This is a genomic window from Rhodococcus sp. NJ-530 (genome assembly GCF_003860625.1).
GTDB lineage: Bacteria > Actinomycetota > Actinomycetes > Mycobacteriales > Mycobacteriaceae > Rhodococcus_F > Rhodococcus_F qingshengii.
The window spans coordinates 425,135-440,557 of the sequence record NZ_CP034156.1 but is presented as its reverse complement, the minus strand read 5'-3'; the positions used below and the strand labels follow the sequence as shown (position 1 = coordinate 440,557).

At 59.7% G+C, this 15,423-nt stretch carries 13 protein-coding genes and 1 pseudogene; 11 read left to right on the top strand and 3 right to left on the bottom strand.

What is annotated here, in order from left to right; all coding sequences use genetic code 11:
* Positions 1-4: 4 nt before the first annotated feature.
* The 3 genes and pseudogenes from EHW12_RS33870 to EHW12_RS35750 form a co-directional block, all read right to left on the bottom strand.
* A complete protein-coding gene (locus EHW12_RS33870) occupies positions 5-688 on the bottom strand; it encodes a phytanoyl-CoA dioxygenase family protein (RefSeq protein WP_241199246.1) in 684 nt (227 codons plus the stop codon).
* A 10-nt stretch (positions 689-698) separates the two neighbouring features.
* Positions 699-1,166 (bottom strand): hypothetical protein, encoded by a 468-nt coding sequence (locus EHW12_RS35755; protein WP_232330094.1) that lies wholly within the window; start codon positions 1,164-1,166, stop codon positions 699-701.
* Positions 1,167-1,415, bottom strand: a pseudogene (locus EHW12_RS35750) (NAD(P)-dependent oxidoreductase); the annotation flags it as partial.
* 78 nt (positions 1,416-1,493) lie between these two features.
* Here EHW12_RS35750 and EHW12_RS33860 point away from each other — a divergent pair.
* The 11 genes from EHW12_RS33860 to EHW12_RS33810 all read left to right on the top strand — a co-directional run bounded on the left by EHW12_RS33860 (position 1,494) and on the right by EHW12_RS33810 (position 15,346).
* A complete protein-coding gene (locus EHW12_RS33860) occupies positions 1,494-1,721 on the top strand; it encodes a hypothetical protein (RefSeq protein WP_190287610.1) in 228 nt (75 codons plus the stop codon).
* Between the two features lie 475 nt (positions 1,722-2,196).
* Entirely contained in the window at positions 2,197-3,135 is a 939-nt protein-coding gene (locus EHW12_RS33855; RefSeq protein ID WP_064444978.1) for a phospholipase D family protein, read from the top strand.
* A gap of 731 nt (positions 3,136-3,866) precedes the next feature.
* Positions 3,867-4,124, top strand: a complete 258-nt coding sequence (locus EHW12_RS33850) for a hypothetical protein (RefSeq protein WP_029256882.1) — start codon at positions 3,867-3,869, stop codon at positions 4,122-4,124.
* A gap of 4,208 nt (positions 4,125-8,332) precedes the next feature.
* The gene (locus EHW12_RS33845; RefSeq protein WP_029256883.1) at positions 8,333-9,115 is read left to right on the top strand and encodes a ParA family protein; all 783 of its coding nucleotides are present in this window, start codon (positions 8,333-8,335) and stop codon (positions 9,113-9,115) included.
* A gap of 116 nt (positions 9,116-9,231) precedes the next feature.
* A complete protein-coding gene (locus EHW12_RS35745) occupies positions 9,232-9,426 on the top strand; it encodes a hypothetical protein (protein ID WP_232354273.1) in 195 nt (64 codons plus the stop codon).
* Between the two features lie 630 nt (positions 9,427-10,056).
* Entirely contained in the window at positions 10,057-11,025 is a 969-nt protein-coding gene (locus EHW12_RS33835; RefSeq protein WP_064444976.1) for a DUF2637 domain-containing protein, read from the top strand.
* A complete protein-coding gene (locus EHW12_RS36010; protein ID WP_082920770.1) occupies positions 11,022-11,762 on the top strand; it encodes a TetR/AcrR family transcriptional regulator in 741 nt (246 codons plus the stop codon). The genes EHW12_RS33835 and EHW12_RS36010 overlap by 4 nt, the downstream gene beginning before the upstream one ends.
* 372 nt (positions 11,763-12,134) lie before the next feature.
* Positions 12,135-12,371, top strand: a complete 237-nt coding sequence (locus EHW12_RS33825) for a YlcI/YnfO family protein (RefSeq protein WP_042445813.1) — start codon at positions 12,135-12,137, stop codon at positions 12,369-12,371.
* Positions 12,371-12,670 (top strand): type II toxin-antitoxin system PemK/MazF family toxin, encoded by a 300-nt coding sequence (locus EHW12_RS33820; protein WP_064444974.1) that lies wholly within the window; start codon positions 12,371-12,373, stop codon positions 12,668-12,670. The genes EHW12_RS33825 and EHW12_RS33820 overlap by 1 nt, the downstream gene beginning before the upstream one ends.
* A 28-nt stretch (positions 12,671-12,698) precedes the next feature.
* Positions 12,699-14,549, top strand: a complete 1,851-nt coding sequence (locus EHW12_RS33815; RefSeq protein ID WP_125053524.1) for a hypothetical protein — start codon at positions 12,699-12,701, stop codon at positions 14,547-14,549.
* Positions 14,549-15,346, top strand: a complete 798-nt coding sequence (locus tag EHW12_RS33810; RefSeq protein WP_125053522.1) for a hypothetical protein — start codon at positions 14,549-14,551, stop codon at positions 15,344-15,346. The genes EHW12_RS33815 and EHW12_RS33810 overlap by 1 nt, the downstream gene beginning before the upstream one ends.
* The last annotated feature ends 77 nt before the right edge of the window (positions 15,347-15,423 follow it).

The following is a 15,423-nucleotide window of genomic DNA, read 5'->3' as shown; positions in this document are numbered from 1 at the left end:
AGAGTTACACCGTTGTTCTTACACCCCCCGCCTCGGACGAGTTGTTACCACCGCCGTGGTACGTAGAACCGGTCCAGATGAGGGCAGCACCGGCCCGCATTACGGTCGGCGCCGCTTCGGCTTGTTTCGGGCCTCGTTGGTCGTCCCACCGATGGCTTCCGGGTATGACGAGGGTGCCGCCGTTTTCTGCTGTGAAATCGCTGACCGCCACCATGATCTGCAGTCGGCCCTCGCGTCCGTAGTCGGGGTGGCGCCACAGAAAGCTCGTGTCGTCTCGATGGAGACGCTGGGCACCCTGCCCTGGGTGGATTTCGATTGCCTGAGTGACACCGATCTGGATATCAGGCGTGATTTCGATCTGGTCGTCTCCGACCCAGACGGACAGGGGCACCTGAAGGATCTTCTTGGCGGCCCCGTAGTAGAGCGGGTGGAGCGCGATCTCGGGCATGAGGTCGATCCGACCGAACAGCCCTCCTGCTCTTCGCGTTTGGGTTCCGGCGAAGAATTCGTCTTCTCCGTAGCCGGTGCTTTCAAGGACGGGGCCAAGTTGGGCGCGCAGCTCGTCGAGCTGGGGGGTGTCGAGGAAATCTTCGACGATGACACCGCCGTCGCGGTGGATCACGTCGACGATCTCGTCGACTGTTGTTGTCGAGGGCAGGGCGGTGAGGTGATTGGCCATGGTTGTCATTGATGTCTCCTTAGATTGCGGATTGAGGGTTGGCGGAGAGTGTTTCGATTTGGGCGAAGATGCCCTTGTCCCCGTGCCCGGCTGCGCATGCACGTTGCAAGTTGTCGAGATTCGCCGTCATCAGAGCGGCGCGTTGGCCTGCTCGCTGCATCGATTGTTGCCAGGCTTCTACTGCGGCTGCGTATACGTTCAAGGTTGCCTGATCGGTCTCGTACTCTCCGGATTCGAACGCTTTGAGTGCTTCGTGAAGGAGTTCGAGAAGTTTGTCGGTCCACAGGTGCAAACTGTGGCGCATCTCCGCGATCGCGACGTCCTCGGACCGCACGTACGCTGCTGCTTCGTGGAAGGCACCGAGCGCGACGTTGAAGAATGCGCCTGCCATGGCCGCGTCGATCACGTTGGCGGCACCGGGACGGGCTCCGACATATCGTGATTGGGCGGCGATGGGTGTCAGAAGGCTCTGGACGTCCTCCCACACGTCCTCGTCTCCGGAATAGTTGATCCCTGAACTTTCGGTTCCGATGTCCTCCGGGTATGCAGCTATGGCTCCGTCGAGGTACCGAGCGCCTCGCCCTGCGATCCACTCGGCGAACTGGTTCGCTTCCTCCGGCGTACCGGTTGCGGTGTTGACGATGATTTTTCCGGCAATCGAATCTGCTTCTGTAACGACATCTTTGGCGATCTCGTAGTTCAGGAGACTGATGACGATTAGCGGGCTGGCCGCAATCGCAGATTGTGGAGATTCGGCGACTGTAGCTCCAGCCGCAGCGAGGGGCTCCTCTTCCGCGAGCGCGCAGCCACCGCCGTGACAATCGCAGCACTGATCGCCGGTGCCGTCGCAACCTCATGGATCTATCTCAACGGAATCTTCTTCCCCGCACCGTCTCCAGTCAGTGCCATGTCCTACGTTGCGCTCGCAACCATCACGCCGGCCACTATCGCCTTTTACCTGATGGGGCGTCGAAGCCACGCTGACGCCTCCCAGCCGCCACCTCACCTGAACTCGGGACGAGCGACGACCCGAGAGCAGTAGGCGAACCTCAACCTCAAGCAAACAAACCGGCTTCCCGACGCAACGCATGGGTTCACCAGCTCATGAAGACCACGCCAATCGACCTCCACTGCAAGCTTGAGAAGCTCTCTGCACGTTCCTTTTTCGAGCGCCATCACGAGCCACCACGCCCACCCTACCTCGGCGGGATCGCTCAGGCGGAGAGTTTCCCGGTGAACTGTGCAGGGCGCTGTTCGAACGGGTGGCAGACGCCTTCCCCGGCACGTCCGCCCTACTACTGCCACTGTCCCGTATCGGATTCGCACGCCGAATCGACAGCGTTGCAGTAGCACTGGAAAATCACATCGCCTGGCCCCGCGGGGGTGATCGCCACACCGTTCCACTACCTCCACGACAGACATCCGGACGATGCTTCTGCTTCGGAGGTGACGCAGAACAACAGCAACTTCACTCAGGCGCCATAAATCGGGCCCGATTCGCGCTACCGTTCTAGGTTATGGGGACCAGCTTCCACGGACCGAACCCGTGGCCACACATCACTCGCGCAATCCGCACGCGAGGCCCACGCTATGCCGCTGTCCCCTACCTTGGACACCTTGCGCCTGAACTACTTCCACTTCGCAGTGGAGACCTTCTGGTCGTCAATGCTTCAACCGCGGCGATCCGCGCCCACGCCACTTCACCTGTCGTTCTTTCGCACTACCTCAGCAAGGGCGTTCGCATCCTCTCGTCGTCAGCATTGCACGCCAAGGTCATCGTGACGAACCAACGAGCTGTAATCGGCTCGGCGAATGCTTCCGAAAACTCCATATTCTCCCATGAGGCGGTCATCATTTCCGATGACCCTCAAGTGGTCGCCGACAGTCGCGCATTCATCAACAACATCGACGAAACCACCACCGTAGACCAGACATTCATCGACAACGCTGAACGCGAATGGGCAACCGGGCGAGCCGTACCCATCCCCGGCATCGCAGGACGAATTCAGAACCTCGACAACGACTTTCTTCCAACTCCGACCAACAGAGTATTCATCAGGCGCCACGAGAGCCATCCTCACACGCGCACCCCACCTGTGAAAAAGCCTTCAATGAAGGAGCTTTCGGTCGATCCGACAGCGAGATACCGACTCGAAACGCTCACAATCGAAAAGCCATGCAGCATTGCACGCGGGGACGTCGTCATTCGCGTCTCCATGGATGACGAATTGCTACTGCCACCCGCTGCCGTGATATCCAATCAGGAAAGAATGCCCCTCTCCCCCAGCCAATTTCACTGCTTTCTCCGCGTTCGCAACGATCTAGTGCCGCTTCCTGCTGCGGACGTCGAAAAGCGTCTCGCCGACGTTGGGCATCCCAGCGCACAACTGAGGTCTAACCACTATGTTCGCTCCCCCAGCCTTCGGGCCGAACTCTTGGCACTGTGGAGCCATTGACCCCGAGGAACACATGTTGACGAAACACACAGCACCCGTTCGAACGCAAGTGCACTTCTCTCCCGATATGTCGACCCGAACATTGCACTGGCGGAAGTCGAACAACACGCGACTTTGCTGCCCCACCTGCCGAACGAAATCCTTTGCGTAACTGCGATGAAGAGCATTAACCGCGGCATTGCACGCAGATGAACCTCGCGCCAACCGAAGTCCCGTCACGACTCGCCCGCGAACACGAAACGTAAAGTTCTCCCCGTTCGAGACGCATTCGACAAGAGGCCACATCGAGTTTTCCTTTCCGGATCCTTCCGATGACCCTCCCCCCCCCCCGTCCACTGTCCACAAGTTCCTCTCCTCGTCACACGACAGTGCGCTGCGGAGGCAGCAGCTCACGCGTGGGCTGCCCCACCCCTCCCCCTCGTTCAATCACACATGATTGCACCCGGCATTTCAGAGCATGAGCGCTAAGCATCTCCATCCGCTCCTCAAGTTTCGAACCGACTCCGACACGAGAACGCCTTCGAACGAGCCGGCGCCGACACACCCAGGATCCGCCTTCGGTGAAGCCTTAGTAACACCCCATCGGGCTCGTCGCTGGACGGGCCGGCGGCGGCCCGTGACGCGGGCCGCCGAAAAATCCCACAGAACTCCATGGCAACATCAACCACACGCGACACACCGAACAAGCGCGCCTACCCGTATCAGTTACAGATTGGTTCTAGTCTTTCCTCATGGCACAGCACAACAAGGGACCTCGCGGACACATCGCGACTCGTGCTCCCCTCAAGCAGCACAAGGTGTACGAGGATCGGGCCGCCGAACTCGGAATCCCTGCTGGGGACTACTCCGTGCTCATACTGGCCATCACACACGGACTGGACATACCGGACTACATCAGCGACAAGCTGCATCCGGAGCAGCTAAGACTTCTCGAAGTCGAAGCGGCCGGATCGTTGCGTCGCATCGAGCAGCTTGCGGTCGGCGCATGAACTATCCCTAGACAGCGAACAACCCCCAGGGCTTGGCGGCATCGGGGGCTGTCCGTTTATGCGGTTGTGGAAGCTTCCCAGCTTCCTGACCACCACTAACCCAGAGAAGGAAGAGGCGGTGACCACCACTACCTCGAAAGGAAGAGGCGGTGCTTACTCGATGATATCGCAGAAACGCAATTCCGCCATACCCGCGGACGTGTTCTCGGTGTCATTTCTGGCACGTCCAGATCACATTTCAGCTTTCGCGACGCCAGGATCACACTTCTGCGTACCGAATGTCCCCTCCGAGCAGGCCAGCACCCTACCCATAGCGGTACCGATGTGCGGCCGCCGGATCGAACAGACCTCTCGAACGACCGCGGCCGCAACGCGCGTACAGCGGATCCGCAGAGAGGGAGGGCGCCCCTAGCCGGCAGCGAGCGAAGTACCCCGATACCTAACTAAACAGCGCAGACCTCTTGAAAAGTACAAAGGCCCCCGAAGGGGTGATTGGGAGCGGACCGCATCGCGGCGAAATAGGACTGGCAGGTCCTTGACGTCGACTGAGAACTGGCAGGTTCTCCGACATCCGTTCTCGAAACATTCTCGAGAGGTGAGCTTCGAAAGTTGGCGCTTTCTCTGCTCGTACTGCATCCCCTGGAAGGGACTTACCTATGGCAGGTATGTCTCAGGGTAGCGCATACCCTGAATACACCCCAACTCATTCCATATCACCAACCGTCGGCGTGTCGCGCATCGGCACCCAATCCGCTGTCCCTCAATCGACAGAAGTCGACGAATGGCAAGCAGCAGTCGACGACGCGCTCGCACGTGTGGCTCGTATCGAAGCCGCCGCACGACAACTCAACGAGCGCACTGACCAGCGTGGGCGCTCTTGGTCCCTCCCCGTCGAACCAAAAGAACAAGCACGCGTTCCGGTCTGGACGTCACGCAGGGAATGGCTCCGCCAGTTCCGGCACCACACCACCACTCCGGCCGGCAAGGCATTGTGCGCGCGCAACCTGATCAGGCCCGACAAGGCTTACGTCGTGGCACAAGCTCACGCACATTTCGCCGAATCCCACACAGGCCGCGGGGTCTGCGCAGCCAAGTCGACAATCGCTGCCCGGGCCAAAGTCAGCGAATCCTCGGTCAACCGCGCCAGGAGAGTGCTCATCGCTCTTGGAATGGGCATCGAACACGTCCGGGGGCGAAACCTCAAAACCCTGGAATTTCTCGCTGCTGAGGCCCACCACGGGGGTCAACAGCACCGCGCTGCATCGACATGGTCACTGTCTTCTCCTCGAACAGTCGTAGCAACGACACCACCTCGAAAGGTCGCCAAGACACGGCCGTCTCGTGCCTCTGAGAGGGCTCCCCGCCGCAGGGTTCGGAGCTCTCGGGGGACGGCCTCAACCGAGTCAACCCGCCCAACACCGGTCGACCAGGGTCGATAGGAGCTGACACCCTATCTAGTGTTGGTTTTTTATCTTCTGAAGTTCTTCCGTTAGGAAGAACTCACCAACGCGTACACGCGCGAACTCGGCCGACATCGAAAAAACGAAGCAGCGCTCGGACACCGCGGCCTCTGGCACTTCAAAGGACTGCGGCTGAACTCGTCAACCATGCTCCGGCCCTCAGACCACCCGGACATATCGGGGTGATCTGCGATCTTCTCCGCGATGTCAAAATCGATACGACTCGGTGGACCGGCCGTGACATCGCACTGACGCTCTCCCGTGACACAGCAGACCGGGGGTGGATCTGGCCAACGAGATCAAGCCTGGGTTCGCCGTTGGGCTACCTCAGACGAAGGCTCGACGGCATCGACTGGACGAGAGAATCCCCCAGCGAACAGCGTAGGTCGGCCGACCTGGCGAGAAAGAGGGAACAACAACTACTCGAAAACTCACACGTACACCGCACGAAAATGGCAGCGGACCCGGACCACCGCGCGAGGAGTCTCGCCAGCATTCGTGCGCACCTGAGCAAACTTCAGCATTGAGGCCGTCCAATCCAAGGCTGCAGTGCACGTCCAGAATCGCGCCGCATGGTGGGCAACGAGTGCTGGCGAGAAGGATTGCGCTTGGATAAAGCCCTGCTTGCCCTGGTCTGAATACGCGTGAGGTGGTTGATCGTGCACTGAGAATCAGGAGGACGGTATTTGGGTCTATGCATTGCACTCGACCCCCGCTTTCGAAGGACTGAACCCGCCCAAACCATTGAATAGTGGCCGTCGGGGCGCATAGTCACGTCGAAAACTGCCGTCCCGGATGCCGACACGTTCGCACGCCTGAGGACGTGTCGCCCTGTCGTGCGTCCCGCAATGCTGCGGTGCGTCTGATCCTGAAATTTGATTTTCGCAGGTAGAGGCTATTTTGCGCGGAAGAATGGCCTTGCGATCACTGCATGTGACGCACGCGTTGCGAGGCATTCTGGTCGCGCGTGCCATACACGCAATGCGTGCGTTGCAAGGCATGCATTGCATGTAAGGCACTACTGTTGCGGGCAACCGTCGGCCACCTTGTGACGTTCGTATCCGCCGACACGGCAGAGTAGGCGTCCTGCACGGGATCCTCACAGACACTTGACTTGGGTCTTGATCGCCGCCACTCCCCCACCCCGTCGAATGGACACGCGTGTTTGGTTGTACCGAACTGCGCGACGCTGGGTGCGAGTGCCCGCATGCGAAAATTCTGCTCGTGAAGCAGTGAAATCGGCCCTCACAGTGCTGATCATCCCCACCGTAGCCCCTACCTGATTTCGTCACTGTGACGATAAGTCCATGCCTGCTTGGATTCGCTTTGATGCCCACACGTCGACCGAACCTCGGCCCCATTCGGATCTCGGTATGTCGTTTGGCTCGTACCTCCGGAGTCACACACTCGACGCGCATTTCGTGCGGAAATTTCGATTGTGCACGGGTCCGGAGTACCTGGGATGTCTCGGAAAACACTCTTCGCGAGTCAGGTGAACACGTCGTTTGGCCAATGAAATCTGCTGTAGTTGCAACTCGTCACTAGACGAGGTGTTCCCTCCGTCCACCCAAAATGGGGATTCAGTGTGGTCGTTCGCCCCTCCTCGCCGCGTGCCGGAAGCCACTTTCAGTGCACGTCTCGCGGTTCATTGTGTGCCCTCGTGCGGGTCTCGGCCTTCCGAGTCCGATGAGATGAAGTATGTTCTGGTTTCGACTGGCAGCATGTGCATCTGTCGACCTGCTTCCGCAGGGCAGTATCAGAGATTTTCTGAAGTGGCAGCCCGTTCCCGCTGGCCTCGAAATGATGGCCTGGGTACGAACTGGCTGGATATGGTCGCTCGGCGACTGCTGAACAATCCGTGCTGTCCACACCGGAATTGTCGAATCCCCCTGATTTCGTGCTTCGAGCCAGTTGGCATTCCAGGAGTTTCAGGTCGATCTCCTCGACAATCTCGCTGCGAACTATCTGCCTCCTGGTTCGATTCGGTGCCTGCTACATGTGGTGGTCGGGCGATCACGACAGTCAATCTGCTCTCGGTCGGTCGAACCTTTGCCTCGATGTCTGATCTTCGTGGCGGATTTTTTGATTCGTTCGAGACCAGTTAGTGCTGTGAACAGCGCTTTTGCGGGCGCATGCAGTGCATGCAATACGTGCAGCACGTGCAAACCATGCAGCCCACGCGGTGCATGCGCTGCGAGTTCTCCATGCACAATGCCGTACGCACTGCATGCATGCATTGCATGGTAGGCATGTGATGCGTGCGGTGAGTGCATGGCTACTTGAGCACGCATGGCACGCGTGGCACGCGGAGCGAGGACTGCGAGGGGTGCAAGCTGTGCGCGGAATGCGTTGCATGATATGCAAGCGTGTCTTGCAATACGAGCGTGTCTAGCAACGCACGCATTACGCGCACAGCTTGCACGAATCGCATTGCCAGCATGGTTTGCGCGTAACGCCAAGCATGCATGAAATGCACGACACGCACAGAGTGCAAGGCTTGAACGACATGCATTACATGCGTGTTATGCTACGCGCGCACGTAATGCACAGTGTGCGTGTCTAGCGGGCAGAGCAGCTGCAGCATGCAATGCATGCGGTGCTCAGATCGCATGTGACGCACAGTATGCATGCGATCCACGTACGGCGTGGACTGCGCACACGGCAAGCAATGCCCCTATTGCATGCCGTGCGTGATTTACACGCAATGCACGCCCCGCAAGCGTCAACGCCCTCGATGAAAGGTCCGCAATGCAGCCACGCAAAATCGCACTCGGCAACCAGAAGGGTGGCGTAGGCAAGACGGCCTCCACGCTCGGGCTTGCCAGCGCCATCACCGCGGTCGGCGGAAAAGTACTCGTCGTCGATATGGACCAGCAGGGCAATACGACCGGCGGCCTCGGCGTCACGCTCGAAGAGGGCATGATGACGGCCTACCACCTCATGAACCAGACCAGGGAAGGCATTGCAGCGGAGGCGATCATTGCTACTCCATGGGATGGCGTCGACCTCATTCCAGCGGACGAAGAACTCGGAAAAATCGAATCGGATGGGTCGAACGACCTGGTGTTTCGCCTAGACGTTGCGTTCGAAGGGCTCGACCTTTCTCCGTATGACGCCGTGCTGTTCGACTGCCCTCCCAATATGGGCAAGGTGCTGTTCGCGGTTCTCATCGCAGCAGATGGCGTTGTCGCGATCACCGAACCCACAATCGACAGCGTCGGTGGTGTTCAGAAGCTCGAAGAGACGATCGACACCGTTCGTAAACGCGCAAACCCCAAGCTGGCGTTCGACAAGATCGTGATCAGTCGTAAACGCTCCACTGGCGAACATGAGTTCCGAGAGAGCGAGTTACGGGAGACGTACGGAGCTCTCGTCGCCAAGACGTCGATCCCGGAACTCGCGGCTCGTCAGGATGCGCATTCGAATCGCACTCCGATTCACCAGTTCAAGGGCGGAAAGGCTTTGACACTGCAACTTGCATACAGCGACTTGCTCGCTGAGTTGCCCATCGTGATCGGAGCACCGGCATGAGCGTGAAGCGGGAACCTGCCATTCGTAAGACTCACCCGGCTGAACTCATCCCGGAACGTCCGCCTAGGGGAGACACGACCCCTGCGACACCTGCACCTGCGCCATCGTCGCCTTCAGTGGACCTCAGCGGCCGCAAGGACGAGGAAGAGAAGCTGTCGATGACCCACAACACGCGCATCAAACCTTCCACCAAGGATCGCCTCCGGCGCGGTGTCGACAAGTTGCGGTACGAGACAGGCGATCGCGAAATCAGCGAGGCGTCGATGACCGAGGCTGCGCTGGACGAATACTTGAAGGCCAGAGGACTGTAGGACACTGCGTGCACGGCATGCACTGCGTGCATGCACTCCAAGGATTGTCCTGGTTGTGAATTTCCGTCACGGGCAAGGGCATCTTGTACTTCGGCGGGAAGACCTACGCACCGGCGCTTAGCGCGCCCGCTGAATGGGTTTGCACCCGAGAAGCATTCCACAGATTTCAGTATTTCGAGTGGTCAGCCGGCGGGGGCGGGCACATGCGAACCCGCCCGGAGTGGGAGTCCTTGCTGGGGCGTGCAATGCCATGTACCTCTCATCTGCTGACAGTCCGTTCTGTAGAACTTGGAAGCCTTGGCAGCGCAAACCCTGGAGCAAATTGCGTGAACAATTCGCTGCAGTCACGCAATTCTCACGCAAAATTGCAGACCACCCCACGTCCCTCTGAGATCAACAGGCACGCCGCTGGAACGACATCCCCGACGTGTTCTGAGTGCGACGCAAAAAGCATCAGTCGACTCTCGGATACGACCGTTAGAAATCGCTGTCAACCTTCACCGCGCGCAAAACGGACGAAACGCAAGGAGTGCAACCAGAAGAAATCTTCCGAAACCAGAGGAGTCCCGCCGGCGGCAACCAGCGGGACTCCAGACCGAGAACACCCCTTGTAGGAAGGAAAACCCGATCATGCGTGATTTTAGTCTGCGCGCCGCGCGGATCCAGCTTGGAGCACTGATCGCCGCACTTCTCATCGCGATTTTCATCGCGATCGGGATCACCGCAGGCGCATTCGTCCTCTCCTTCGCGGTCCAGCGGGACCTCGCGCGCCAAGGAACCATCCCCGAAAACCTCGCATGGATCTTTCCCGTCATCGTTGACAGTGCAATCTTCGGATCAACCGTAGCCATCGTCATTCTGAGCAAACTGAAGATGCATCGGCGCGACAAGTACTTCTACGTTGCCGTGGCTGTTGCAGTGGTCGCGATCAGCATCCTTGGGAACGCCTACCATGCGTTCCACTCTGCAACGGGTGCGCAACAGGCCGTTGCGGCAGGTCAGAGTATCGGCTACATGCCTCTCGACCCTGCTGTTGCTGCCATGATCGCGATCATTCCGCCGGTGCTGGTACTCGCCTTCACCCATGGACTGGGGATCCTGATCAAAGCAACGGGTATCGCGTATTCCGACTACAAGATCGAGATCGACAATGCCGCTGCAGGCGTGGGCATTGTCGCTACGCAAAGACGCGTCATGCGCAACGAAACAGCTGAGGGATTCCAGCCTTCTCTGGGCATCGTGGAAACGCATCACGCGCCGGAAAGCGCTCCGCATTCGAGCCCCTCCGAACAGACGAGCTCCTCAGTCGATCCGGAATCGTCGAACGACGAGGCGCACGCCGAACTGGAGTGGTTCATTGCCACATCGGGCCTACCCGACGCTGTCAAGGACACCGCACGACGCAAGCTCGCAGACCCAACTCTCACCTGGGAGATGATCGCTCAGACATCCAACCCTCCTGTTGCAACATCGACGTCGTGGCGCCGGTACGAAAAATTCGACACCGCGGCCCGAGCGGCCGGCTTCGAGAATCCCCCGCTCATCGACGTGCGAGCCTCCGACGCCCAGTTCGCCGACCAACTCGTCCCTACAGCGTGACTAGCGCCGCAACTCAGCAATGCCACAGTCTCCAAGGGGCAGGAAACACGCCATCATGGAGGGGGACGGCGCCCGCGAAATCCCCACCGACTGCAGGTAAGGAACCCGCATTGACTGACCCAGACGACCGACTCCATCTGATCGTTCCACCCGACCAACGCCAACGACCCCGACAACAACGAGCGCACGACACGAAGGCAAAGATCCTCAAGGCAGCTGCACGCTCCTTCTCAATCGATGGGTATGCCGCCACCTCGTTGAACGACATCATCGCGGAGGCTGCCTCCACGAAAGGAGCGGTGTACTTCCACTTCGACTCCAAGGAAGCGATCGCGCGAGAACTCATCAACCACTGGTTGACCGCGCTCCGCCAAACCCGACAATCAACCGACGAATCAGCAATACCGGCGATCGAGCAGTTGGCTGCATTCTTTAGCGGTTCGGCGGCGCTAATCGCTGACGATGACCTGGCCCGAGCAGGCCTCAGGCTCACCACAGAAGCAGGTCTCGATACTGCCCGACCCGCATTCCGCAAGTGGGTGGAACTCGTCAGCCGAGTCGTCGATACCGCGATCGCAGACGGACAGCTCCCCGCCTCCGCCGCCCAGCGCCTGGCTGAGAATCTGTGCGCGGGATTCATCGGTGCGATTCAAGTCATACAGGTGCTCGGCGACCCTGGAGATTTCACGTCGCGGATTGACGATTTAGTGAACGCGTATCTGATCTCAGATATGTAGTTCGCGCTGGCGAGATCGTGGGTGGGGGAGGGGGCCGAACTCAATCCTCGCGGTGACGTCGCCAACCGTGTACACGGTGTACTGCTAATTCCTCGACGCTAGCGAGGCAGTCGCGTCGTCGAGAGGGGCCACAACGTGCCAGGCATCGAGCGTCGAATCCTCGAAGGCTTTGTCTCACGCCGAATCTTTCAGCAATAGCGATCCGCGCCGCGCCGACGTGAAGACGTGACCATCGACGGGACCGTGGGAAGGGGTGCCGCACTAGGGCCTCTGAGCACTTCATCGACTCTTGCCTCCCGTTGAAATGATCGGTTCCTCAACTCGCACACGATCGCGGTACCAAAACGAATCCCACTTCGGTACCATAGACATATGAGCACGCAGATCGCGGTACGACTACCGGACGAGATCGTGGCATTTCTCGACGACGAAATCAGAGAACAGCGCGCCACCTCGCGAGCCTCGGTAGTGTTGCGCGCTCTCGAACGCGAGCGTCGCCGACAGATCGCCGCACGTGACGCGGAGATTCTCGCGAACGCCACATCCGAACATGACCTGAGTTCTCTCGCTCACCACGCCGCCAATCCGCAGTCAACAGGCCTGAGCTGATGCGACCAATTCACGAAGCCGACCTCGACACAGTCCGCCCGGTCCTCGTACTCACCCGACAGGTGGTCCGTCCACACCTCGGGACCGTCACGGTAGCGCCCATCACCGACGAGATCCGAGGACTGTCCACTGAGGTGTCCGTCAGTGCCGCGAACGGACTATCCGCCGACGCGGTGGTCAGTTGCGATCACATCACCACCATTCCCGTCAGTGCACTCGGCAACGTCATCGGTTATCTTCTGCCAGCACAAGAAGAATCACTGTCCATAGCCGTGCGCGCCGCATTCGATCTCGAATGAGGACGACAGTGAACGGAAAGGATGCAGCATGGCGCTGAGGAAAAGGGAGCAGTTCGCGCTATTCGAGCTCGAAACACCAGAATCCGCTACCCGTTCGGACAAAATTCCCGAGCCAGACCAGCCTGCACTGTTCGACGTTGACGACATCGCTTCTCTCGAAACGAGTTCCGACGCCGCTGAGATCCCAGCCATCGACGATATCGTCGACCCTCCGGACAAGCGCTCCAAAGACGTGGAACCCGAACCCACCCCGGCGTCCGAACGGGGCGCAACCGAACCCACCGCCCTACCTCCCGCCAGCGAGGCAGCAGACGGCCACGCCGTCGTTGTCACAGCAGCCGGCACCTATACACCATCCGGCCATACACTCACCGGCCCAGTCGATTCCATCGAAAAACTCGACAAACTCATCAGATGGGCAACGCTCACCCCGCTGGGCGCACCGGCACAGATCTGGATCGTCGGAATCGAAGCCTGCGAAATGCTCGGATGGATCATCGACCCAGGCAGCGAAGACGACGTCGACGACATGGAAATCCTCCGCACACGCGCGGCCGAAGAACTCACAGCTATCCTCCACGCCACGCTGACCCCGATGCTGACCGCAGGATGGGAACTCCGCGGAGAACCCGGCCACGTCGTTCACCTCTCCCGCACCACCGGGAACTTCACGTCCATGGTCGACATTTTCATCGAACCCTACGTATGGACCTACTGGAACAAGGACTTCGGATGGGGCAATCGAGTGGGAGACATGGGGATCCTCGGATCACCCACCGCCGGAACCTACCTCCCCGACGACGACCTGCCAGCTGCACAGGAACTGGGACGCCGACTCGCCTGGTGCGCACAACACCTCGGCGTACTACCCGGCCCCACCCCAGCACGCACCGGCGCCGCCATCGTCGACAAGATCAAACGCGACCGCACCCGCAGCGGTAAAGGAATCGTCGTCACCGTCGGTGGACCCGTCCCACCACTGGACGGCGAACCCCGCGGAGATCTCGAACCTGCAGTCGGATGGACCCGCATCCCGGGCAGCGAAGAACTCTCCGACGCAACACAACTGGTATCGATAGACCAACGAGCGGCATACCTCGCTTCCGCTGGCATGCTCGAATTCGGCTACGGAAAACCTCGGCATCTTCGCGGCGAGAACGCGCTCGACGCTGCGCGGCAATCGAAAACCCCGTTCGGACTCTGGCATGTAACCCTCCCACCCGGTGACATGCTGGCACTGCCACCCGCTCTACCGTTGCCTCACCCACACATGCTCGCCGACCAACCTGTGCAAACGTGGATCACCACCGTCAGCCTCGACGCACTGCAAACCTCCATCGCAGATGGCGGAATCGGCGCAGAACTCGACGACCTCGACATCACCGAAGCATGGGTCTACCCCGAACAAGGTCGGGCCCTCGACAAGTGGGCGAAAATCTTGAGAGAAGCCCGCAAAGTTGCCGTCGACACCGGCGACACAGCAATGAAACGGTTCATCGGCGCCTGCTACAAGGGCTACATCGGCCGAATGGTCAACCCCGACATGTGGACCGCCAAACAAATGCAACACCACCACCAACCGCTCTGGCGAGCAGCGATCATCGCACACTGCCGCTGGCGAGGCCGCCGCGTCGCGATGCGCATCGCGCGCGAAACCGGCCGATGGCCACTGCGCACCGTCACCGACTCCTGGGTCTACCCCCTGCCCCCGGGCATCGATATCGCAGACGATAGTGACGCACTCGGGAAAATGACTCTGGAAAAGCACGCCCCGCTCAACGAGGACATCACTGTCATGCTGACCGACGCACGCGACACCCACGAGATCAACCTCGCACTCAAAGCTGCGTTCACCGACGAAGATGAAGGAAACATATAGTGGCCCTGCATCTTCCGAAACCGCGATCAACCAAACCTGCACAGAAAACTGTCGGCTTGGACGGCCTCAACGTATCTGTCTCGACAGCAGCGACCAGTGGTGTCGAAAAATCGAAATCAGTCAAAAGCGGGGGATTGGCTGGACTCACCAGCAAAGTCTCCGTACGCCAGATCCGTACCGAAATCGGCAAAGAAGGCCTACGGCAAGCAGCTATCGACGCCGGAAGAAAGCCCCCCTCTGACCGAACACTGCGCCGCTGGGCGCAGCAAGGACGAATCCCACACCCCGACGTCACCGAACGCGCCCAACGGCGAGCAGCCATCGAACGCCTCGGCGGAATCGATGCTGTCGCCAAGAAAATCGGCCGTTCACGATCAGCGGTCTCTCGCTACCGCTCCGGGGAAACCAACGAACTACGTGCGGACGCGAAAAAGAAGCTCAAGAACGTCAAAGCCCGCGACATCATGGACCGCGCCGGCGTCCTGCGACCCGACGGACAACCCAAAAAGGCCACCATCCGAGTCCGTGGGGGAGTGTCCGTCCGCAACGGCTCCGAAGAAGGTTACGACTACCGAGTGCGTACCCTCGACTTCGCGAACTCCGACAGCCCCTTCAGTCTCGACGAAACACGGGAACTCGCCATGGCTTTGGCCGACGACGATCATGCCCGGGTGGTTGCGATCCTCGAACGTCACGCCACGATGGACTACCCCGAAAACAAGGGATTCGACCAGTACGGCGACACTTTCGGATTTCACTTCGATTCCATCGAATCCGTCCACATCGACTGGACATAAAGCTGCCCTGCCTCTCGACGCGCCGGGCAGGACCGGGCATCTCGTTCGCAGACGCTCGTGCGAAACACCGATATCGA

Coding starts and splice junctions, on each gene's coding strand:
- EHW12_RS33855 (WP_064444978.1), top strand. CDS start 2,197: ATGGGGACCAGCTTCCACGGACCGAACCCGTGGCCACACATCACTCGC.
- EHW12_RS33870 (WP_241199246.1), bottom strand. CDS start 688: ATGACAACCATGGCCAATCACCTCACCGCCCTGCCCTCGACAACAACA.
- EHW12_RS33820 (WP_064444974.1), top strand. CDS start 12,371: ATGCGACCAATTCACGAAGCCGACCTCGACACAGTCCGCCCGGTCCTC.
- EHW12_RS33850 (WP_029256882.1), top strand. CDS start 3,867: ATGGCACAGCACAACAAGGGACCTCGCGGACACATCGCGACTCGTGCT.
- EHW12_RS33845 (WP_029256883.1), top strand. CDS start 8,333: ATGCAGCCACGCAAAATCGCACTCGGCAACCAGAAGGGTGGCGTAGGC.
- EHW12_RS33825 (WP_042445813.1), top strand. CDS start 12,135: ATGAGCACGCAGATCGCGGTACGACTACCGGACGAGATCGTGGCATTT.
- EHW12_RS33815 (WP_125053524.1), top strand. CDS start 12,699: ATGGCGCTGAGGAAAAGGGAGCAGTTCGCGCTATTCGAGCTCGAAACA.
- EHW12_RS33835 (WP_064444976.1), top strand. CDS start 10,057: ATGCGTGATTTTAGTCTGCGCGCCGCGCGGATCCAGCTTGGAGCACTG.